20 protein-coding genes, 1 pseudogene and 1 riboswitch are annotated in these 21,452 nt (G+C 59.4%); of the genes and pseudogenes, 11 read left to right on the top strand and 10 right to left on the bottom strand.

Features of this window, described 5'->3' with window-relative positions; genetic code table 11:
• The first annotated feature begins 21 nt into the window (after positions 1-21).
• The 5 genes from KLP42_RS23710 (at position 22) to KLP42_RS23690 (ending at position 5,385) form a co-directional block, all read left to right on the top strand.
• On the top strand, positions 22-1,434 hold the full coding sequence (locus tag KLP42_RS23710) for a PepSY-associated TM helix domain-containing protein (RefSeq protein WP_215570228.1): 1,413 nt from the start codon (positions 22-24) through the stop codon (positions 1,432-1,434).
• 66 nt (positions 1,435-1,500) lie between these two features.
• The gene (locus KLP42_RS23705; RefSeq protein ID WP_353844921.1) at positions 1,501-2,607 is read left to right on the top strand and encodes an ABC transporter substrate-binding protein; all 1,107 of its coding nucleotides are present in this window, start codon (positions 1,501-1,503) and stop codon (positions 2,605-2,607) included.
• Positions 2,604-3,668, top strand: coding sequence for a FecCD family ABC transporter permease (locus tag KLP42_RS23700; RefSeq protein ID WP_215570226.1), 1,065 nt, complete (start codon positions 2,604-2,606; stop codon positions 3,666-3,668). The genes KLP42_RS23705 and KLP42_RS23700 overlap by 4 nt, the downstream gene beginning before the upstream one ends.
• A complete protein-coding gene (locus tag KLP42_RS23695) occupies positions 3,665-4,456 on the top strand; it encodes an ABC transporter ATP-binding protein (RefSeq protein ID WP_215570224.1) in 792 nt (263 codons plus the stop codon). The genes KLP42_RS23700 and KLP42_RS23695 overlap by 4 nt, the downstream gene beginning before the upstream one ends.
• Positions 4,453-5,385, top strand: a complete 933-nt coding sequence (locus tag KLP42_RS23690) for a copper uptake system-associated protein (protein WP_215570222.1) — start codon at positions 4,453-4,455, stop codon at positions 5,383-5,385. The genes KLP42_RS23695 and KLP42_RS23690 overlap by 4 nt, the downstream gene beginning before the upstream one ends.
• Positions 5,386-5,468: 83 nt before the next feature.
• Here KLP42_RS23690 and KLP42_RS23685 read toward each other — a convergent pair whose 3' ends face one another.
• From KLP42_RS23685 to KLP42_RS23665, 5 genes are read right to left on the bottom strand one after another with little or no spacing between them, the layout of a single operon-like run.
• On the bottom strand, positions 5,469-6,233 hold the full coding sequence (locus KLP42_RS23685; RefSeq protein ID WP_215570220.1) for an amino acid ABC transporter ATP-binding protein: 765 nt from the start codon (positions 6,231-6,233) through the stop codon (positions 5,469-5,471).
• The gene (locus KLP42_RS23680; RefSeq protein WP_215570218.1) at positions 6,230-7,336 is read right to left on the bottom strand and encodes an amino acid ABC transporter permease; all 1,107 of its coding nucleotides are present in this window, start codon (positions 7,334-7,336) and stop codon (positions 6,230-6,232) included. The genes KLP42_RS23685 and KLP42_RS23680 overlap by 4 nt, the downstream gene beginning before the upstream one ends.
• On the bottom strand, positions 7,333-8,457 hold the full coding sequence (locus KLP42_RS23675; protein ID WP_215570216.1) for an amino acid ABC transporter permease: 1,125 nt from the start codon (positions 8,455-8,457) through the stop codon (positions 7,333-7,335). Before KLP42_RS23675 ends, KLP42_RS23680 begins: the two co-directional genes overlap by 4 nt.
• Before the next feature lie 16 nt (positions 8,458-8,473).
• Positions 8,474-9,499, bottom strand: coding sequence for an amino acid ABC transporter substrate-binding protein (locus KLP42_RS23670; protein ID WP_215570214.1), 1,026 nt, complete (start codon positions 9,497-9,499; stop codon positions 8,474-8,476).
• A gap of 39 nt (positions 9,500-9,538) precedes the next feature.
• Complete coding sequence (locus KLP42_RS23665) at positions 9,539-10,735, bottom strand: trans-sulfuration enzyme family protein (RefSeq protein ID WP_215570212.1); 1,197 nt, start codon at positions 10,733-10,735, stop codon at positions 9,539-9,541.
• A gap of 23 nt (positions 10,736-10,758) precedes the next feature.
• Between KLP42_RS23665 and KLP42_RS23660 the strand changes: the two genes are divergently transcribed.
• The gene (locus KLP42_RS23660) at positions 10,759-11,727 is read left to right on the top strand and encodes a LysR substrate-binding domain-containing protein (RefSeq protein ID WP_353844919.1); all 969 of its coding nucleotides are present in this window, start codon (positions 10,759-10,761) and stop codon (positions 11,725-11,727) included.
• Between the two features lie 125 nt (positions 11,728-11,852).
• On the opposite strand, the pseudogene KLP42_RS27000 reads toward KLP42_RS23660, so the two are convergent.
• A pseudogene (locus tag KLP42_RS27000) lies at positions 11,853-12,195 on the bottom strand (transposase family protein); the annotation flags it as partial.
• Between the two features lie 288 nt (positions 12,196-12,483).
• Positions 12,484-12,673: riboswitch (cobalamin riboswitch) on the top strand.
• Positions 12,674-12,775: 102 nt separating this feature from the next.
• On the opposite strand from KLP42_RS27000, the gene KLP42_RS23655 reads away from it, so the two are divergent.
• Genes KLP42_RS23655 through KLP42_RS23640 form a run of 4 tightly spaced genes read left to right on the top strand, consistent with a single transcriptional unit; the run spans position 12,776 to position 16,767 of the window.
• Positions 12,776-13,570, top strand: a complete 795-nt coding sequence (locus tag KLP42_RS23655) for an NAD(P)H-dependent oxidoreductase subunit E (protein ID WP_353844918.1) — start codon at positions 12,776-12,778, stop codon at positions 13,568-13,570.
• Between the two features lie 21 nt (positions 13,571-13,591).
• Entirely contained in the window at positions 13,592-15,094 is a 1,503-nt protein-coding gene (locus KLP42_RS23650; protein WP_215570210.1) for an ABC transporter substrate-binding protein, read from the top strand.
• Between the two features lie 3 nt (positions 15,095-15,097).
• Positions 15,098-16,015: an ABC transporter permease gene (locus tag KLP42_RS23645; protein WP_252193222.1), complete on the top strand. Its 918-nt coding sequence runs from the start codon at positions 15,098-15,100 to the stop codon at positions 16,013-16,015.
• Positions 16,012-16,767, top strand: coding sequence for an ABC transporter permease (locus tag KLP42_RS23640; protein ID WP_215570208.1), 756 nt, complete (start codon positions 16,012-16,014; stop codon positions 16,765-16,767). Before KLP42_RS23645 ends, KLP42_RS23640 begins: the two co-directional genes overlap by 4 nt.
• 55 nt (positions 16,768-16,822) lie before the next feature.
• Here the strand turns inward: KLP42_RS23640 and KLP42_RS23635 are convergent, their stop codons facing one another.
• A complete protein-coding gene (locus KLP42_RS23635; RefSeq protein ID WP_215570206.1) occupies positions 16,823-17,266 on the bottom strand; it encodes an Rrf2 family transcriptional regulator in 444 nt (147 codons plus the stop codon).
• A 153-nt stretch (positions 17,267-17,419) separates the two neighbouring features.
• Here KLP42_RS23635 and KLP42_RS23630 point away from each other — a divergent pair, with 153 nt between their 5' ends.
• On the top strand, positions 17,420-18,334 hold the full coding sequence (locus KLP42_RS23630; protein ID WP_215570204.1) for an NAD(P)/FAD-dependent oxidoreductase: 915 nt from the start codon (positions 17,420-17,422) through the stop codon (positions 18,332-18,334).
• Between the two features lie 133 nt (positions 18,335-18,467).
• Here KLP42_RS23630 and KLP42_RS23625 read toward each other — a convergent pair whose 3' ends face one another.
• The 3 genes from KLP42_RS23625 to KLP42_RS23615 form a co-directional block, all read right to left on the bottom strand.
• The gene (locus KLP42_RS23625) at positions 18,468-19,730 is read right to left on the bottom strand and encodes a type II toxin-antitoxin system HipA family toxin (protein WP_215570202.1); all 1,263 of its coding nucleotides are present in this window, start codon (positions 19,728-19,730) and stop codon (positions 18,468-18,470) included.
• Complete coding sequence (locus KLP42_RS23620) at positions 19,727-19,954, bottom strand: helix-turn-helix domain-containing protein (protein WP_215570200.1); 228 nt, start codon at positions 19,952-19,954, stop codon at positions 19,727-19,729. Before KLP42_RS23620 ends, KLP42_RS23625 begins: the two co-directional genes overlap by 4 nt.
• A gap of 147 nt (positions 19,955-20,101) precedes the next feature.
• Positions 20,102-21,013 carry an HNH endonuclease gene (locus KLP42_RS23615; RefSeq protein WP_215570193.1) on the bottom strand — a complete coding sequence of 304 codons (912 nt, stop codon included), beginning with the start codon at positions 21,011-21,013 and terminating at the stop codon, positions 20,102-20,104.
• Positions 21,014-21,452 lie beyond the last annotated feature (439 nt).

Raw genomic sequence — 21,452 nt, 5'->3', positions numbered from 1 at the left:
CTGTTCTTTGGGGGGACAACCATGACACTCGCGACGGATCAATCGTCATCCATACCGGATCAAAGCTTTGCCAGGAACTTCTACAACACGGCCTGGCGCTGGCATTTCTATGCCGGCCTCTATGTGGCGCCATTTCTGATCATGCTGGCGGTGACCGGACTTATGATGCTGTGGTCATCAGTCCTGGTGGGCCGTGATGGAGAAAAGCTCTATTCCGTTCAGCCCAGTGCAGAGACCGTGGCGGTCTCGCAACAGGCCGCCTCCGCGCTGTCTGCGGTCCCAAATGGGACATTGGTTCAATACATCGCGCCGCGGACCGCAACCGAGCCCGCTGTATTCCGCGTCAAGGCAGGGGATGCCGCAACCATGGTTGCCGTTGACCCTTCCAATGCGGCGGTTCTCGGGAGCTGGGAGCGCCGTAACGCCCTCTATGACCTCGCCGACACCATTCACGGAACACTGCTCATCGGCACAGTCGGCGATCGCCTGATCGAGATTGCCGCAGGCTTTGCGGTGATGCTGATCGTGACTGGCATCTACATGTGGTGGCCCCGCGACGGGCGCAGCCTCGCTTCCTCGCTGGTGCCGACGATCAGCGGCAAGAGCCGTCAAGTCTGGAAGTCGCTGCACCAGACGATCGGTGTCTATGCGTCGATCATCCTGCTTGCCTTCCTGCTCTCCGGCCTGACCTGGGCCGGCATCTGGGGCGAGAAGATGACACAGGCCTGGAGCACCTTCCCGGCCGCCAAGTGGGACAATGTGCCTCTCTCGGACGCCACCCATGCCAGCATGAATCATGACGGCGTGAAGAATGTGCCCTGGACGCTGGAGCAGACGCCGATGCCTGCCTCCGGCTCGAATGCGGGCATTCAGGGTGTTGCCGCAGACGAACCGGTTGACGTCGATACGATTGTTGCACTGGCACGAGCACTTGGTTTCGACGGGCGGTTTCAGCTTTCGTTTCCGGGCGGCGAGGCGGGCGTCTGGACTATTGCCCGCGACACGATGAGCAATGACAGCGCCGATCCGATGTCGGATCGCACCGTGCATATCGACCGCTATACCGGCAAGATACTCGCCGACGTCAAATTCGCCGATTACGGCGTGACCGGCAAGGCAATGGCCGTCGGCATCGCTTTCCATGAAGGCGATATGGGCCTCTGGAATATTGCCCTCAACACCCTTTTCTGTCTGTCGGTTATTTTCATGTCGGTCAGCGGCATCGCCATGTGGTGGAAGCGCAGGCCAATCGGCGCCGGGCGGCTCGTTGCCCCCGTCACCGCCGACAAGATGCCGCTCTGGAAGACCGGCGCGATCATCATGCTCGCCCTCTCGCTGCTCTTTCCGTTGAGCGGCGCTGTCCTGATCGCGGTGATCCTTCTGGATCTCTTCGTCTTCCGGCACGTCAAGCCGCTGAAACGGGCCTTCAGCTAATCCTTTCAACCTCTCCAACCGACGGCAACGGCATCCCGTTGCCGTCCACAACTCCAAGGCAATATCGTGATAAAAAAACTATTCATCTCCACCCTGGCCGCCGTTCTGACGCTGGCGGCATCCGCCTTCGCCGACATCACCGTGACCGATGTCAAGGGCAGGACGGTTACCGTTCCAAAGGTCCCGGAACGGGTCGTCCTCGGCTTCTATTACGAGGACTATCTCGCTATCGTCGGCCCTGGCGCACTCGACAAGGTGGTGGCGCTCTCGCTTTCGACGTGGAAGGACTGGAGACCAAACCAGTTTGCGCTCTATGAGAAGGCTCTTCCCAAACTTTCCTCGATCCCGGATGTCGGCAACACCGAAGACAACACCTTTTCCACCGAGAAGGTGATCGCTGCCAAGCCTGATCTGCTGATCCTGGCCGCCTGGTCCTATGATGCGCTTGGCGAAGGCATCAAGCAGATCGAGGCCGCGGGCATCCCGATCGTCGTCCTCGACTATAATGCCCAGACGGTCGAAAAGCATGTCGCCTCCACGCTTGCACTCGGCAAGCTGATGGGCACCGAAGACCGTGCGAAGGCGCTGGCGAAGAACTATCAGGATGCAATCATCGACATCGATACGCGCATCAAGGCGGCGGGACCGACAGCCAAGAAGGTCTATGTCGAACTTGCCCAGAAGGGGCCGGCGGAAGTCGGCAACTCCTATGGCAACAGCATGTGGGGCGCCCTGATCGGCAGCCTTGGCGGCGCCAACATTGCCAAGGGCCAGATCGGCAACTGGGGACCGCTCAGCCCCGAATATGTGCTTGCCCAGAAACCCGACCTGATTTTTCTCGCAGGGTCGGAATGGCTGAACAAGCCGCAATCGGTCGCCGTCGGTTTCGGCGCAGATCCGGCCGTGACGCGTGAGCGCATGAAGGCCTATATGCAGCGTCCGGGCTGGTCGGAACTTCCGGCTGTCAAGAATGGCGACGTATTCGCCATCTATCACGGTGGAGCACGCACGCTGTCCGACTATGTCTATGCGCAGTTCATCGCCAAACAACTCTATCCTGCCGCCTTCAAGGACGTCGATCCGGCCAAAAACATCGCGGACTACTATGCAAAGTGGCTGCCGATCAAGGCTGACGGCGTCTTCGTCCTCCCCTACAAGGCCGAGGCGCAATGATCTCCCAGACTCGGGATTTGGAGATGATGCACGGCGGCTACCGCCGTGCATCTATCCGTCGCGCCTTGGCTCTCCTGTCATCCCTGGGCGTGCTCATTCTGCTGATGGTTCTCGATCTCACGACCGGGCCATCCGGCATGCCACTTAAGGATGTTTGGAATGGACTGCTCGATGGCCCGTCCGGCTCGGACCGGATGGTGGCGACGATCCTGTGGCAATTGCGCATGCCGCAGACCCTGATGGGAGCCCTTGTGGGCGCCTGCCTCGGGCTTGCGGGCCTGCAAATGCAGACGATCCTCAACAATCCGCTGGCAAGCCCCTTTACGCTGGGCTTTTCCGCCGCCGCTGGCTTTGGCGCAGCACTCGCCATCATGTTCGGGTCGCTTGTCCCCCTGCCCGCCTATCTCACCATTCCCATCAGCGCCTTCGCCATGACGCTGGTCGCCTGTGGGCTCATCTATGTGATTGCCCGCCTTCGGGGTGCGACGCCCGAGATCCTTGTGCTCGGCGGCATTGCCGTTCTGTTCTTTTTCCAATCCATGCAATCGCTGCTGCAGTTTCTTGCCTCTCCCGAAGTTCTCCAGCAAATCGTGTTCTGGCTATTCGGCAGCTTGCTGAAATCCACCTGGACCAGCGTCACGGTCACGCTGGTAATCGCACTCGCCTGCCTTCCCTTCATCGCGCGCCGCACGTGGGCGCTCACCACGCTCCGGCTAGGGGACGCAAATGCCAGGAGCCTTGGTCTTTCGGTGGAGAAACTTCGACGGGAAACCTTCCTGATCGTCGCACTTCTGACGGCGGGAGCCGTGTCTTTCGTCGGGACCATCGGCTTTATCGGGCTTATCGCACCTCATGTGGCCCGCAGCCTTGTCGGTGAGGACCATCGTTTCTCTCTTCCGCTTGCCGCCATGGCGGGCGCCATTATCCTGATCGCTGCCTCCGTGTTCGGGAAGCTGATTTCACCAGGCGCCGTCATTCCTGTCGGCATCATCACCGCCGTCGCCGGAGTTCCCATGCTGTTTGCGGTGATCATCCGCCGCGGCAAGCGAGGTGTCGCATGACCGGGCGTCTCGTCCTCCGCGACATGAGCGTCGTCGCCGGAAAGAAACGCATCTTGTCCGATGTGACCGTGTCACTGCCATCGAGCCAGATCGTCGCACTGATCGGCCCTAACGGCGCCGGGAAGTCGACGCTTCTCAGCGCCATCTCGGGTATCGTTCCATCCAACGGAAGCGCGCTCTGGAATGGTCAAGTCGTTGGCGTTCGTGATCTCGGCTATATGCCGCAGCACTGCCAGGTCACCGCGGATCTGACGGTGCTCGAAGTGATCCTTCTGGGGCGTCACGAACAACTGGGCTGGCGTGTCGAGCAGGATATCGTTGAGGCGAGTGCGCGCATTCTTTCCCATTTCGGCATTGCCGATCTGGCGCAGCGAAAGGTTTCGACCCTATCAGGCGGGCAGCAGCAACTGGCGCTACTGGCGCAACGATTGTTGCGGGAACCAACACTTCTTCTGCTGGACGAGGCAACCAGTGCGCTGGACATGCGCCATCAGGTCCACGTGCTGCAGGTTCTGAAAGACTATGTCGCCAGAACTCAGGCGCTGGTTCTCATTGCCATTCACGATCTGAACTTCGCGGCAAGGCACTGCGATTCCGTGATGCTGCTAGCGGATGGAAAGCTCAGAGGCCACGGCCGTTTCGCCGATATCGTCACGCCAGACGCCTTGCGAGCCTATTACGGCATTGAGGCAGAGTTTCTCACAACGCAATCGGGGGTGACCGTCATCGTCCCCACGGCGTCTCACCACACAACAAAACGTCATTCTCAAGAGGAGGAAACGATATGAAGCATCTGACGGCAAAACTATTGGCGATCGCGGTTGCCGCCATTGCTGCCGTGTCTCCCGCTCTCGCCCATGGCTTCAAGGTCGGCGATATTGAAATCGGCCACCCCTATGCCCGCGCCATGCTTCCGGGAGCCAAGGTCGGGGGCGGTTATCTCACACTCACCAACGAAGGTGCTGCCGATGATCGACTGGTCAGCGCCTCGTCAGACCGTGCCGGATCCGTCCAACTGCACGAGATGAAGATCGACGGCGGCATTATGGTGATGCGTGAGCTCCAAGGGGGTATAGCGGTCCCGAAAGGCGCGACCGTCGAACTGAAACCCGGCAGCTACCATGTGATGTTCATGAATGTCGCTCAGCCCTTCAAAGAAGGCGAGACCATCAAGGCGACCCTGACATTCGAAAAGGCCGGATCGGTCAATGTGGAGTTTGCGGTCGGCCCGGCGGCTGGTGGAGCGCCGGAAATGAAGCACGGTGATCACGCCAACCATGGAGATCACGCTGCGATGCCGACGGCGCCGCAATCCGCAGATCCCCAAGAGGCTATCCCTGCGAAGATGAGGGCGATTTTTGAAACGGCCGACAAGCCATTGACCGTATCACCTGTCGTCGTCCAAGGCGACTGGGCGATTGCCGGCTGGACGCAGGAAGGCCGTGGCGGTCGTGCGCTTCTAAAGAAGAAGAGCGATGGCTGGAGCATTCATCTGTGCAGTGGCGATGGGCTTAAGCAGGCCGATGCCCTGAAAACGATGGGGCTTTCCTCTGCCGATGCGACGGCTCTGGCAAGCAAGCTCGCGGAGGCGGAAGCCAATGTCGATGCGAAGACGCTGGCGCTGTTTGCAAGCTTCGAGGGGACCGTGATGGTCGAGGGCGCCGACACTCACGGCGGCCACGACGCGCATAGCGCCCACAAGGATCACGGCAATTAGCATCCAAAGTCGAGTTTGAGGTCGATCAGGCGAACGGAGACCAAACCATAGCTTCGTTCGCGCTTTTGTCCAATCCGCACTGATCAGTGAACAATCTGGCTGAGGAAGCTTCTTGTCCGCTCATGGGTCGGGGCGTCGAAAAAGGCATCGGGTGGACTGCTTTCGACGATGGCGCCCCTATCCATGAACACAACACGGTCCGCCACGCGCCGGGCAAAACCCATCTCGTGGGTGACGACAATCATGGTCATACCGTCCTCGGCCAAAGCAACCATCGTCTCCAGGACCTCCTTCACCATTTCCGGATCGAGCGCGGATGTCGGTTCATCGAAGAGCATGATCTTAGGCGCCATGCACAGGGCGCGTGCGATTGCGACCCGTTGCTGCTGGCCACCGGAAAGCTGACCGGGGAACTTGCGCGCCTGTTCTGGAATGCGAACCCGTTCCAATAGCTGCATACCACGCTCTTCGGCGAGCTTTCTCGGCGTTCCGCGTGACAGAATCTGCGGCAGCGCGCAGTTCTCCAGAACGGTGAGATGTGGAAACAGGTTGAAGTGCTGGAAGACCATCCCGACATCGCGACGGATTGCATCGATGTTCTTGAGGCTGTCGTTCAAGGTCACGCCGTTCACGACGATCTCGCCCTGCTGGTGCTCTTCCAGATGATTGACGCATCGTATGAGCGTCGATTTGCCGGAGCCGGACGGTCCGCATATGACGATGCGCTCGCCCGGCTTGACCGACAGGGTAACATTACGCAGCGCATGATAGGTGCCGTACCACTTGTCGAGATTGCGGATCGCTATGGCAGACTGTTCACGATTGGACGGCTGTTCAGCGGACATCATCGGTAATCCTTTGCTTTGACACGCAGCTCAAGCCAGCGGGCGTAATAAGAGATGGCAACGCAGAGCGCGAAATAGATGAGGCCAACGAAGAGATAGGCTTCCCGATAGGGCGCGGGCCAAGTGGGATCCATGGCAGCCGAGCGGCCAGCGCTCAGCATGTCGAACACACCGACGATCATCACCAGGCTGGTGTTCTTGACCATGACGATCGCCGTATTGGTCAAGGGCGGGATGACCTTCTGAATGGCCTGCGGCATAACGATATGCTGGATGGCCTTCCAATGCGGAATGCCAAGCGCCTTAGCCGCCTCGATCTGACCGGCAGGAATAGCTTGCAACCCGCCGCGAATGACTTCGGCAAGATAGGCCGCCGCAAAGACCGTTAGTGCCGCAAACGTGCGCCCGAGCTTGTCGATCGTCCAGGTAGGCGGCAGGAGCAGAGGAAGCAGGATGGAGGCGACAAACAGCAGCCCGACAAGCGGAAGCCCACGGACCGTCTCGATCAGCCCGACGGACAGGACGCTCGGGATTGGCAGGGACGAACGCCGCCCGAGCGCCAGAAAGACCGCGAAGGGAAAGCCGCATCCGAGGGACAGCAGTGCGAGCAGGAGGGTGACCGGCAGGCCGCCCCATTGCGATGTCGGCACAAAGGACAGGCCTGCGACGCCGCCCCACATCAGGGTCAGCATCATGGCCACGGCCACCTGCCAGGCAATGACCAGCTTTCGCCCCCAGAGCGCCGGCGATAGCGACACGAGAACCATACCGACCATGAGGCCCATCATTATCATCGGGCGCCATTGCGCTTCCGGCGGATAAAGACCGAACAGGATGAAACGCAGCTTGGCGCCGACGAAGGCCCAGCATGCCCCGCCGTCTCGGCAGGCAGCAGGATCCGCCGTTGTCCAGGTGGCGTCCACAAGACCCCATTGAACGGCCGGCATCAGGGCCAGGATCGTCATCAGTGCGCCGGTTGTGAGAGCGGCGCTCAAGATATCGCCAAACAGCATCTTGAGGAGGGGCATCCGCTTGATCGGCGGCGCTTGGCGGGCCGGCAGTATGTCCGTGGCCACATGAGCGTGCGAAATGGAAAGACTTGTCATCGCGTCACCAGTGCCACATGGGCATTGTACCAATTCATGAACATCGACACAGCGATGCTGATTGTGAGGAAGACGGCTAGAAGGATCGAAATACTCTCTATTGCCTGGCCCGTCTGATTGATGACTGTCCCGACCACGAGGCCGAGCTCCGGATATCCGACAGCCAACGCCAGCGTCGTGTTTTTGACCGTCGACAGATACTGGGAGGTCATCGGAGGAACGATGATCCGCAACGCCTGTGGAATGATGATGCGGAACATGACATGCCGCTCGGACAGGCCAAGCGCTCGTCCGGCTTCCCATTGACCGCGCGAGACAGCTTCGATGCCACCGCGGATGACTTCGCTGATGAAGACCGAGGTGTAGAGAACGAGCCCAAGCATAAGGGCAGCAAATTCCGGCGAGAGGCGAAGCCCTCCGATAAAATTGAAGCCCTTCAGTTCCGGAAAGCTAACCGACGGGCGAAGCAGCACGACAGCCGCGACAGCTAGGCCACCGAGCAGAACCCACTTGCTCAACGACCATGCGGATATTGGTGCCAGGCGACGCATGATGACGGCGGCGATGAGCACGGCAAGGCATGCAGCAGCGAAAGGACCGGCCTGAGGTCCAAGCGAGATCGCCGGAACATAAAGACCCCTAAGAGATAGGTAAAAGCCGGGCAGCGGGTTGAAAGCCAGTCTTGGCGCCGGCAGCACGGTCGTCGCCAGCGCATACCAGAAGAGAAGTTGCACGATGAGCGGCATGTTGCGGATGACACCGACAAACAAGGCCGCCATCTTCGACGCCAAAGGATTGTTCGACAGCCGGACGAGAGCGATCACCAGGCCGATAAAGGTGGAGATGATAATCGCGGTTAGCGAGATGACGGCAGTGTTGGTCACGCCTATCACGTAGGCCCAACCGAATGTATCGGAAGGATCATAGGGCAATACACTCTCCGAAATCGGAAAGTTCGCTTGTCGGTTCAGATAGTCGAAACCGACCCGGATTCCCCGGGCGGCCAGATTGGCCGCCGTATTGGACCACAGCCAGAAAAGAAGACCGGCAAAGCCTGCAAACAGCAAGACCTGGATCACATTGTTTCGAATGCGACGATTGTCCCAGAGCGCGAAGAGCATGCCGGCCTCCGTGTGCTTACTGGAATGCCAGCGGGAACATCAGCCCGCCATCGGAATAGAGGCGGTTGGCGCCGCGCTCCAGCTTCAGCGGGCTATCCTTGCCGACATTGCGATCAAACATTTTTCCGTAGTTGCCGAGCTGGGCGATGATGTTGGCGGCAAACTTCTCGTCCAGGCCAAGTGCCGCACCATTTCCGGGTTCGACACCGAGGAAGCGCTTGACGCGGGGATCTTCGGACTTCTGCATCTCAGAGACATTGGCTTGGGTCACACCCAGTTGCTCGCCAGCAATCAAGGCCTGGATCGACCAGTTGACGATATCGAGCCATTGATCATCGCCATGGCGAACGGCAGGCGTCAGCGCATCCATGAACCGGGTGGCCGGAAAGATGATGTAATCGTCGGGATTTTTCGCGGATGTTGCGCGAATGGAGGCAAGTGCGGCCGCATCGGTAATGAGGGCATCGCAGCGTCCGGAGAAGAATGCCTGGCTGACGGCGGAGCTGTTTTCGAAGACGACCGGCTTCAGCCCGAGATTATGTTCCTTCGACACGTCGTTGGCAACCACCTCAGTGGTGGAACCCGTCTGCACACAGACCGACGCGCCGGACATGTCCTCCACCTTCGTCACGCCAAGCGCCTTCGGCATCATGAAACCGGTGAACTCGTAATAGTTCGGCGTCGTGAAGTTCAGACCGTTGGCGTCGCGGCGCAAGGTCCATGTGAACGTGCGCGGCAGGATATCGATTTCCCCGGTCTGCAGGGCCGGCACGCGCTGCTGGCCACTCAGCGGAACGAACTCCACCTTGTCCTTGTCATTGAAGATGGCGACTGCCACGGCCCGGCAGGTCTCCACATCAAGGCCACGCCAATAGCCCTTCTCGTCGGGCGCGCCAAAGCCGACAGTACCCTGGCTTGAGGCGCATTTCAGAAAACCACGCGCCTTGACAGCGTCAAGTGTTGGCCCCGCGAGCGCTGGCGACAGACCAGCAGACAGCATGCTCGTAAGCAGAAAGCCTACTCCAAGAAGTTTCGAACGCATGTCATTCCCCTTTATTGTTGAGTGCGTTTTGAGAGATGTTCAGCTTGCCCGCACCAGTTTGGCATGAGACGTCCGACGGAGGATCTCGGCAAAGAATGCCTCGATGTCGGCCTGGAGGTCGGTCGGGTCTTCAAGCCCGACACTGATGCGCAGCACGAGGTCGTCTTGTTTCCACTCGGTGGCCGTGCGGTTCTGGCGGACTGGCATGGGCGCGATCAGGCTTCGGGTTCCACCCCAGGAAGCGCCGATGGCAATCGTTTTCAGGACGTCGAGTGCGGCGGCGGCGTGAGGCACCGCATCCGATGTCAGGACGACGCTGAATACGCCGCTTGTCCCAAGGAAATCCCGCTTCCAGATCTCGTGCCCCTGCGTACCCGGCAATGCCGGAAACAGGACGCGCTCGACCAGAGGATGGCGCGCGATCCAGTCGATCAGTCTCAGTGCACCATCTGCCGCGTGTTTGAGACGGACACCGAGTGTTTCCATGCCGCGCAACACGAGCGATGCATCATCAGGAGACACGCCGATCCCAAAGCGCCCAAGCGTGGCGCGGATCGGTGTGATGAGGTCCTCCGACCGCACCGTGATCGACCCCATCAACAGGTCGGAGTGACCAGAAACATATTTCGTCAGGGCTTCCGTGACGATATCCGCTCCAAGCGCCAGCGGCTTGTAGTTGAGCGGCGTGGCCCAGGTGTTGTCGCAGCCGACAAGCGCGCCGTGTCGATGGGCAACAGCGGCAATGGCGGGGAGATCCTGGATCTCCATCGTCGTCGAACCCGGGGATTCACACCAGACCAGCTTGGTACGGTCATCGATCTTTGCCGTCAGGTCCTCGATCGAGACGGGATCGTAATAGGCAACCTCGACGCCAAAACGCGCCAGGTCCTGGTTGGCAAAATCACGCATGGGCGGATAGGCGGTATCCGCGATCAGAATCTTGTCGCCGCTCTTCAGGAACGGAAGCGCTGCAATCGCATTCGCCGCCTGCCCCGATGGCACGAGAAATGTGCGAACGCCCTGCTCCAGCGCCGTCAGCTTTGCTTCAAGCGTGCGAGTGGTTGGCGTGCCGTAGAGCCCGTAGGTGTAACCATCATGTCCACGCTGGCCGCGGGTTGCGTAGGCCTCCGCATTTTTGAAGACGATGGTGGATGCCCGGTGCGTGGCGACACCAAGGGCTTCAAACCCGTCCATATTGACGTCCGGCGTCACAACACACTTGGTAAGGTCTTTCATTCCGCTTCATCCTGAGCAATTTCGTGAGCGGATTAAAACATTGGCATATCAATTCCGTCCAATATCAATATCCTGCCACTTTATTCTCTTGGGTTATGAGGTGCCGAATGAACATTCGTCAGGTCGAGGTGTTTCATGCCGTGATGACCAACAGCACAGCCTCGCGGGCCGCCGAGGTGCTGCGCATCTCCCAACCTGCGGTCAGCAAGGCGATCCAGGAACTTGAGCGCGATATCGGGTTTGCCCTGTTTCGGCGCGAACGTGGCCGCATGTTTCCGACCGCCGAGGCGAACATCTTCTTCAAGGAGGTGGAGAGTTCGTTTTCCGGGCTCACTCGACTGAAAAGTGCGGCAGCAAGAATTCGCGATTTCGGATCAGGCGAAATCAAGGTGGCAAGCCTATCGGCGCTGAGCACCAACATCTTGCCCCGCGCTCTGCGTGGCTTTCAGGCGCGCCATCCGAATGTCGCCATCGCGTTTCAGGCGCAATTGTCTTCGACCGTGAAGGATCTGGTGGCCTCAGGGCAGGTCGATGTCGGGCTGGCCGCCGACGAGATCGAAACCGAAGGCGTCGATGTTCGGCCCTTCGCACGCTATCGGGCCGCCATTGCGGTTCCAGCAGGACATCGTCTGGAGCAAGCCACAGAACTGACGCCCGAGGATCTGGATGGGGAAGCCTTCATTGCCCTGTCGCCGGAAGACACGACTCGACGAGCCGCCGAAGCCATCTTTCGAGACCGGTCAACCAAGCTGAAGGTCGTGCTGGAAACGCCGTATTCGACAACCATCTGCGCCATGGTCCAGGCAGGGCTCGGCATCGGCCTCGTCAACCCCATGACGGCCGACCCTTATGTGGGGCGTGGCCTGACGATCATCCCATTCAAACCGGCGATCTACTTTCGCACCCTGCTGGTACTGCCGCCGAACCGCTATCCTTCGCGCATCGTTGCCGACTTTGTCGATGAGGTGATGAAGCTGTCGGTATTTCAGTGATTGGCGCTAGCGCTGCTCATTTTAAGGCTTTGATGCGATCAGGACTATCGTCTTGATATTGATCGTTACAGCAATGACGGCGCAGAGGCTCTCAGTGGGCGTATATCGGCAAAGCTTTGGACCGAACTTGCCTTGATGTTGCGAAGCCGCTGAACCAGAACATCGAGGTCAGCATCGATCGCACGCCAGGGCCAGAAATCCTCTGCTCCAATCGTAATGACGACCTCACCCATGTGCCACTTTTCGTTTTATTTGGACCGGTCCCGGCGTATGCAGGTGGCAAAATAGCGACCAAAGCGATTGATCCACAGTCGAATAGTTTTCCTGCTGACGATGATGTTTTGCTCGGCAGGCAATTCTTCAAGACCGGCTGTACTCAGGGCAAAGCGATGATAGGCCCAGACAGCATATGCGACGATTCTCACGCGGAAAAAGAAGGCCCTTTAAACGGGGGACGACGCTCGGCAATTTCGTAGCGTATCGATACTATCAACCCTGCATCGAGCAACTTGGCAACACCCGTCTCATTGCGAGTTCTCCCGGATGCTTCGACGTGGACCATTTCAAGTTCGTCAAGCGCCATTTACTTTGAGGATCATCAAGCGCCCCTCGCCAAGCGCGAGTAGTTGACAATGGACGTGAAATGTAATGTTATTACATAACAAAAGATATTGCCGATGAATAGGCGACTGAGAGGGGAAGCGGCTTCTACCGGAACCGTTGCCTCCTGTCGATTGACAGGAGGGAGCCATCATGTAGACATCTTTAGGTCAAGGTTCTTCCATCTCTGGTGGAAGCTAAGAGGGAATCCGGTGCGATGCCGGAGCTGTCCCGCAACTGTAAACGGCGAGCCGTCCCCGACAACGTCACTGACCCGAAAGGGTTGGGAAGGCAGGGGAAGGCACAGACCCGTGAGCCAGGAGACCTGCCTGACACGATAGAATTCCGCGGTCGGGGTCTGCCGCCGGAATGGCTCGTCCGTGAACCGCGGGTTCGCGCGCGTCGTCATTTCGTTGCAAGCCTCGCCTATTCACGCGCGAGGCACGCAGTGACGAAACAGATAGAAACAGACGAACGGCGCGCCGTTCTTCTCATCGCGAAATCCGCTTTTGCCGCGGCGCCTCACGCCGACATGGCGCGGCTTGTGGGTGTCATGGCCGAACGCCGGCCTGATGCGGTCGTTCGATACGCCTTCACCGAACAAGGCACTCCGTCTCTGAGGGACGCCCTTCTGGCGCTGGTCGGCGAGGGCTGCAGCCATGTCAGCATCGTCCCGCTTGTCCTGCCAATGGAGCCAAGCTTTCAGATCTGGCTCGAAAAGGTGATCCGGCGGTGGCGAAGCGAGGACGACCGACCGTGGCCGGACATGGCGATTACAACGCAGATTGCAGCCAGTTCCGTCATGGCAGCGCTGCTCGCCGATCTGGTCGCTTCAGCCAAACCCATCGACCCAGCCGTTGATCAGAAACTCCTCGCCGAAGGTTCGCTTGTGCCGGACCAGAAACGCCGGGCTCTGGTCTGCCAGGGCGGCCCCTGCAATGGCGCAGGTGCCGACGCAATCTGGTGCCACCTGCGCAACGAGCAACAGCGCCTGAAGCTGAGGACGACGGGCGACGGCACCATGACGGCAAAATCCACCTGTCTCGGTCCCTGCAATCTCGCGCCTGTCGTCCAGGTTTTTCCCGAAGGCACCTATTACGGCGGCGTCACCGAGGCGGCAATCGACCGCATCATCACCGAGCACCTGCTGGGCGGAACGGTTGTGGAGGATTTCGCCTATCACCCGACCGGGCGCAAGCAGCGGCTGCGGCCGCCGCAGATACCAAGCTTCCCGAACCCTTAATCAATGAGACGAGAGGTCATTATGTCCATTCCGTTCCGCCCGCGGCTCAGCGGTGCGCTGATCGCCACCTCAGCCCTTGTGGCCGTCGCATGGCCCGTAGCAGCGACTGAGCCTTTGCGCGTCGGCGCAACCTTCATCACCAGCGGCGTCGACCCGGCCAAGGGGTCAAATGGCTGGGCGCTCACCAGCCACGGGGTTGGCGAAAACTTGTTCACCGTCGACAGGCAAGGCAAGCTTGTGCCGGAACTCGCCGAAAAGGCCGAACGGACGGGCGAGCTCACCTGGACGATCACCTTGAAGGCGGGGCGCCGCTTTTCCGATGGCTCACCCGTTACCGCCGCCGCCTTGGCCGCCGGCTTCGAGCGCACCTTTGCCAACAACAAGGCGGCCTTGGCAACCGGTGGGAAACTGTCCTTCGCAGCCGCTGACGACCTCACCCTCAAGGTGTCGACGGAAAGGCCGGTTCCTCTCATCGAGGCCCTGTTCGCGGAATGGCCTCTGATTGCCTACAAACCGTCAGCTGAGGGCGGCCAGGCAATCTTTACCGGTCCCTATGAAATCGCGGATTTCAAGGCGGATGCCGCACTCCAATTGAAGCCGAACACGCATTTCGAAGGAGCGTCGAAACGCGCATCCGTCACCCTGAAGCGGTTTGGCGATGCACAAGCCATGGCGCTGGCGTTTCAATCGGGTGAACTGGATCTCGCTTTCGGACTCCCCTCCGAAATTGCCACGCGGCTGAAGGGCGATCCGGCGCTGACGGTCAAATCCTTCGCGGTCGGGTACCAGTATTTTGCCTTTTTGAACACGACAAGGCCGGTGGTTCAGGACAAATCCGTCCGCCAGGCCATAGACCTCGCAGTCGACCGCAAGGAACTGGCAGCCGCCATCAATGGCGGAACACCCGCGACCGGCGCCTATGCCCCATATTTCCCGTTTGCCGGCAGCCAAGCCCGGCCGACAGATCCTGCCAAAGCTGCCGCGATCCTGGATGCTGCGGGCTGGACAAAGGGCGCCGACGGCATTCGTGCCAAGGACGGCAAGGCTTTGAAGCTTCTCGCGATCACCTATCCGCAACGGCCGGATTTGGTCACCATGCTGCCGGTGGTCAAGGCACAGCTGGCCCGGATCGGCATCGGGCTCGACACCCAGATCGTGGACAATATCTCAGAGGCGGCGGCCAGCGGCAATTTCGACATCGCGCTATGGGCCCAGCACACCGCCCCCAGCGGCGATCCGGCCTTCTTCCTGAACTCGATGCTGCGAAGCGGCGCCTCGCTCAACTATACCAAATATGCATCACCGGATTTCGACGCCATCATCGACCGCTTCGCAACCACCGGTGACCCCGCAGAACGCATCCAGATCGCACTGGACGCCCAAGCGAAGCTGTTTGACGATGTGCCCGTGTCGTTTCTCGTGTCGCCGGTCTGGTATGTCGGCGTCTCCGAGAGACTGCAGGGTTACGAGCCCTGGGGATCGGACTATCACGTCCTGCGCGCCGACATCGGCGAGAGCAAGTAACCCATGAAAAGGCTGGCATCATGGGGATTGCAGACAGCGCTCGGCCTGCTGGTCGTGTCTTTCGCAGCCTTTACAATCATCACGCTGATGCCGGCCGACCCAGTCGAGATTGCCATTCGCACCTGGAACCTGCCCGCAACCGACGAGACGGTGGCCGCCCTGCGCCAGGATTGGGGTCTCGACCGACCTCTGATATCCCGCTATCTCCGATGGGGCTGGGACTTTTTGCACGGCGACTGGGGACGATCCTTCCGCACGGGGGAACCCGTGCTCACCGAGTTCCTCCACCGTTTGCCCCTGTCGCTCAGCATCGGCATTGCCGGGCTCTGCCTTGCCCTGATGCTTGCGCTGCCGCTCGGATTTGCGGCAGCCGTCAAGCCTGGAGGCTTAGCGGATCGGTTCAGCCGGTTGCTGTCGGTGTTCACCCAATCAACACCCGTCTTCGCTACCGGGCTGGTGCTGATCTGGGTTTTCGGCGTGCAACTGCGGTGGATCCGACCGTTCGCCAATGACGGTGCGTCGCTGGTGCTGGCCATCACGCTCGTGGCCCTGCATTCCACTGCAGTTCTGACCCGCGTTTACCGCCAAAGCCTGCAGGAGGCCGCAACGCAACCCTGGTTCGCCACTGCGCGTGCCAAAGGTTTGTCCGAAACACAGGCACTGTGGCGTCATGCCCATCCGAGCGCATTTTATGCGGTCCTTGCCGCCGTGCATTCCGAAGCCGGTTGGGTGATCGGCAGCGCCGCCGCCATGGAAATCCTGTTTGGCCTTCCTGGGATCAGCCAGTTCCTGGTTCAGAGCATCTCGATGCGGGACCAGATGGTGTTGCAGTCTTATGTCATGGTCGTCGCATTTTGGATGGTGAGCGTCGATCTCCTGGCACGGCTGATAATGTTGCGGCTGGAGCCGCGCCTGACATGAAGCGCATGCCACTTCCTCTCCTCCTGCTTGCCCTTCTGTTCGCCGGTGGCCTCTGGCAACCGCATAATCCGGACGCGGTCGATATCGTCAGTCGCCACATAGGGCCAACCTTCACGCACCCCCTCGGAACCGATCATCTGGGCCGCGACCTCCTGTCCCGGCTGCTGGCTGGCGGATTTCGAACGGGGATCGTTATCCTCGCTGTCGGGGTGATCGGGCTGGTGGGTGGCTCTCTGCTTGGAACCCTCGCCGCCCTTCTCGGCGGCTGGCGAGAGGTCGCAATCTTAAAGGCCAGCCAGATGTTCATCATGGTGCCGACTTTGATCGTGGCCTTGACGGCCGCGGCTGTTTTCGGACTGTCCCCCTTGAGCGCCGGCGTGGCCTTGGGCCTTGCGGCCATCGGACCGCTGACGGTGTTCACCCATGCCTTGACGCGTCGTGTCTTGTCACAACCCTTCATGCTGGGGGCCGAGGCGCTCGGCGTGCGCTCCAGCGGCAAGCTGTTTCGTCATCTGTTGCCAAACACGCTGCCATCGATACTGACCTATGTCGGCAACCAGTCTGGCTCCGCAGCTATTGCATACGCCTCACTCGCCTTCATCGGTCTTGGCGCTGATCCTTCGCTACCCGATTGGGGCGGGATGCTCTTTGAATACCGCATGTTCGTTTTTGACGATCCGATGCTGGTTTTATGGCCAACGCTGGCGCTCGCCGGCACTGTCTTTCTTTTCAATCGAGCCTGCGACCGATGAGACCTGCGACTGCGTGGAAGATCGCTCTGGTCGACTTGGCGGATACGCTTGATCTTCATTCGCAGCGCTGGCCGTACTCTTGGATTACCGCCGGAAAGTCTTTGGCAATATCAGCCAGCGTCACCCCGGCAAACCGGGTGAGCAGCAGTTGCTCGGCTTCTGCGAATACATCTTTCAACGTGGCATTCACCGCCTGCTCAATCAGGCAACCTGGCATGTCATAGGCCGGGCCGACGGCAAAGACGGACGGTTCCCCCACAGCGCGGTAGATATCGAGTAATGTCAGATCATCCAGTGGTTTTGCCAGCGTCCAGCCGCCGCCATGGCCCTTTTCGGAGCGGACAAACCCCTGTTCACGCAAGCCTGCCATGGTGCGGCGCATGACGACCGGGTTTGCATTCAGCATGGCAGCGATCATGTCCGACGTCATGGGTCCGTCATGATGACCCATATGGATCATCACATGCAGCATTCTGGATAGCCGGCTGTCGTGCCGCATTCGATCATCTCCGTTCAGCGTCAAGGCCAAGCCATAGGTTCATTATTTGCGTGATACCATGCAAGCCGCCTCATGTCACATTTGAGGTGTCATGAGCATTGACTCCTTTTCATCTCGCAACTTATGTTGTGTCGAGATTTAGAGGAGCATATCATGGCCGATCCCATTTACGACGTCATCATCATCGGCGGCAGCTATGCCGGCCTATCCGCCGCCCTCCAGCTCGCCCGGGCCCGCCGCTCGGTCCTGATCATTGATGAGGGCCAGCGTCGCAATCGTTTTGCCAGCCATTCCCACGGTTTCCTGACGCAGGATGGGGTGGATCCCGCCCGCATCGCGGCGGATGCGCGGGCCCAGGGAATGCAATACGAGACGGTCGGATGGCTGTCCGGTCGGGCGGAGCGTGCAGCGCGAATCGAAATGAACGACACATCAGGCGCGGGTTTCGAAGTCTTTGCCAATGGCCAGCGGCACATCTCCCGCCGGCTGCTCCTGGCGACCGGCGTGAAGGATATTCTGCCGGCCATTCCAGGCCTTGCGGAACGCTGGGGCAAGTCTGTCTTCCACTGCCCCTATTGCCATGGTTACGAATTGAACCAGGGCCAAATCGGTGTCATCGCCGGATCGGAACTCTCGATGCATCACGCCCTGATGCTGCCCGACTGGGGAACGACGACGCTGCTGCTCAACAACGCCTTCGAACCGACTGCCGAACAGCTTCAAAGCCTTGCCATGCGGGGCGTCATCATCGAGCGCAGCCCCGTCGAAGCCATCACCGCCCATGCCGACATCAGGCTTGCCGATGGACGCACCTTGTCCTTTGCTGGCCTGTTTGCGCTGGCACTCTTCCAGATGAGCAATCCCATACCTTTGGAGCTTGGACTGGAATTCGAAGAAGGACCCATCGGATCGCCGATTAGGACGGACCCGATGAAGGAAACCAGCATGCCGGGCGTCTTCGCCTGTGGTGATGCCGCAAGGCCGATGGCATCCGTTGCTCTCGCGGTTGGCGATGGAAACCTTGCCGGCGCCGGACTGCACCGCTCGCTGTTGTTCGGCAAGGTCTAGACAAAACTTCGTCTATTGCATTCCCGATCCTGACCGACTTGTTCCAAGTCGCCCTTTGCTCTTGAGAGGGATACGAACCGCCGGCCCGTTGGTCGAAGGATAAAGCGCTAGATATCCGAAACCATTCAGCTGCTTAAGACACCTGCTCCGCGGCCCTCTGTAGCAAACCAGCCCGACTTGAGATGACCTTACGAATTGCACTCAGGATGGGGTGCCTGATCCCCTCGTCGGCCAGCTCTGCAACAAGGGCATCGGCCTCGCTTAAAATCCTTTCCGCCATCTGGGCAAGATCGCGCACAAGGATTTGCTGGGAAGATTTAGTGTCGGGCACCAATGCCTTCCAATGCTTCAGCTGGATGGTGTCGGGCACATCGCGGCCGCCAATCTTCATGGCGAGCCTCTTTGACAAGCGGGGATAAACGGCCGTGCAAACGACATCGTAGATCGGTGCCAGATCCGGTGTATCGGAGCGGTAAAGCAGGGCGTAGTTCTTGCCGTGGGCGTCGGCGTTGCCGACAAGATAATGGAAAATCAGCATGCGGATGAATTGCAACCGATCCGCGACAGGTCTAGCGCAGGCCTGGTCGATCAGCCCGAGAGCATGCTCTGTCCCCGGTCCGCCCTCGGCCTCATACTTCAGCTCCGGCGGGACGCTAAGGGCCTGACAAAAGTCTTCCTGGTGCAGGCGCTCAATGGTGCCGTCTGCAGCTTTCGTCCGATCATAACGCTCAACCAGAAGAAAGGCAGTAGCCCCGGCTGGGCGTATCTCGACACGGGGTACCGGCAGCTTGAGACGGGCAGCCAGCCGCATACAAAAATACTCGTTCTCCACCGTGCCTTCCAACGCCTGGATGACTGGTTTCAAGATATGGGTCGTTGGTCTGCCGTCTTTCGCCAGCGCAATGGAATCTCCATCGACAATGACCGCCAGTTTATCCTGTGCGCCTGCGAGCGATAGGCGAATGCCCTCGTCTCCACCAAGCAGAGGCCGGGTCCGTAGCCTGCTGAGAACTTCGCCCAGACGTTCCGAAGTGAGAATTTCGGCTTGGGACTGGCCGGGAGATTCGGGCGCCGTGCCTGTGGGATAAAGTGACAAGGCACCTGCGCATTCGCCCCCGATAATTTCGAGTAGCCCGAAGGCGTTACCTGACGAAAGGCCGAGCGCGCCAGCCAAGCGTTGCCGCGCGCCTTCGTCCGGCAAAAGCCCCGAGAAAAACGGACGCACCACCTGATCACCAAATGGCTTTTCTTGGAGGGGCATCGAGAACGAGATCGCCCGCGGCCGCTGGTCCAGGAGATACGCGCTATCATAGGCAAAAGTCAGCAAGCCGTCGTCAAGTCGGCTGAGTACGCCCGCCTTGGTGTCGCGAAAATAGACCTCCAATGCGCGGGTCATGGTCGCGGACCCTGTCGACGACCGACCGAAACAATAAGACCAAGGCCGGCCAAGACTTGCAGTGCAAGGCCAATTTGGCAGCTCTCTTTGCCAGCCTCGAGTTCACGCAGAAAACGTACGCCCACACCGATCACCCCGGCGAGTTGCTCCTGGGTTAACCCTTGCTGTTTGCGCTCCTGACGGATCAGCATGCCGAGGCTTTTCGTATCTTTGATCTTTTCCATAATCACCCCTATCGGGATGACTATATCACCAGGCGGCATGAAGGGAAGCCAAACGAACCGATCGGGATGATTTCAGGTTTATTGGGGCCAACCGACCAAAATAGACCCGATCGGGATGAAACTACAGCGCAAGACTTAACCCAGCGCTCACTGCTTGAAGCAGTTCTCACGGTGCCATCTCAGGAACTGGGGATGCGGCCGCTCGAAGACCCGGCCAGGCACGATCGCCTTCCCGGTCTTGTTGAGGAGTCCTTGGATGCTGTCAGGATCATTCGCGTGACGCGATATCAGGATATCAAGATCGTCCGAAAGGCCAATCAGCCCGCGGTCAAACATCCAGTGTGCGGTACCCGAAAGCGCAATTCCGTTGGAAAGAATATCGGGCCCGCTCGCTTCCACCGGCCGAATATGGGCGGCATCGACCTCCGCCCGGCCACCACCGTTGATGAGCTTCAATCCCGTGATGGCACATCGTTTGTCATAGGCGTGAAGAACGAGCCGGCGAAATAGCCGATTTCGAACGATCCGCGACGAGAGTTGCATAACCCGGTCGCGCTCCTGCTCGAATATGAGCGGCGCTTGAGCTTCATCTGCAAATCCATCGACCGCATGCGTCCCCCTTGGCTCATCCAGCCGAGGCAATTCAGGCTCATGCTCGTCTATGCCAATAGATACGATGCGGTTGAAATCTGCTGCGGAAATCGGACGCACCGCCGCCTGGGCTCTGCCTGAAATACGGCCCTCTTCATTCAGCACACCTCGTTCTATGACACCGTCTGGTCCGCTGAACGGAACGGGATTGATAAAGTCGAGATAGCTGCCGTGTTCAATAAGCGCCAGATACATGCCGGGCGCCTTCGGATCAGCAATTACCCGTTCAACCTTGGCGACAGCAAAATAGCCGCGGGTCGCTGCGACTTTCCGAGGCTCGTAGTAGACGATCCAGTCACCTACACACGCCTGGACACGACCGAGATACTGGCCCGGGAACTGGTATTGTTCAGCCGGGCTGTCGTCGTAAATCGAATCTGACCGGTGAATGAAAACCCCGAATCCCATCTGCAACCTTTAGCATGAGGCTCATGATGCTTCATTTGAAATCTGGGGACTTAAGCCTGACCCCAAGTGCTCGCCGCTGCGGCAATACCATTTGTTAAATGTCCGCTCCTACCCGCCCGCGCTCGGCACTGGTGCCGAGAGAACGGAATAAGAGCATGACAAAACACGATCTTTCAACTCATCACTTTCAACGAAAAATCTCGGATTTCTGCGAGGTGCGGATCGCGCCAATCGCCTCACAGCGAGTTCTGGAAAGCATCCGACCCTATCTCATAGGGCTTGTCGTTCACCGCCGGCCACCACCGATCGTTAGTGAGCGCAACGAATGGCCCACGGCTTTTGTGATTGACGGATAGGTTTCTGGCTTTCGGTCAGAACCTCTGCTTTGCCCGCTTCGGCATAAAGTAGGTTCGGATTTTGACGAGTGCTTCGGCGACGT

The organism is Rhizobium sp. CSW-27 (assembly GCF_018760785.1).
Lineage (GTDB): Bacteria > Pseudomonadota > Alphaproteobacteria > Rhizobiales > Rhizobiaceae > Neorhizobium.
The sequence above is the reverse complement of the archived record's forward strand: the minus strand, read 5'-3'. Positions and strand labels throughout refer to the sequence as shown.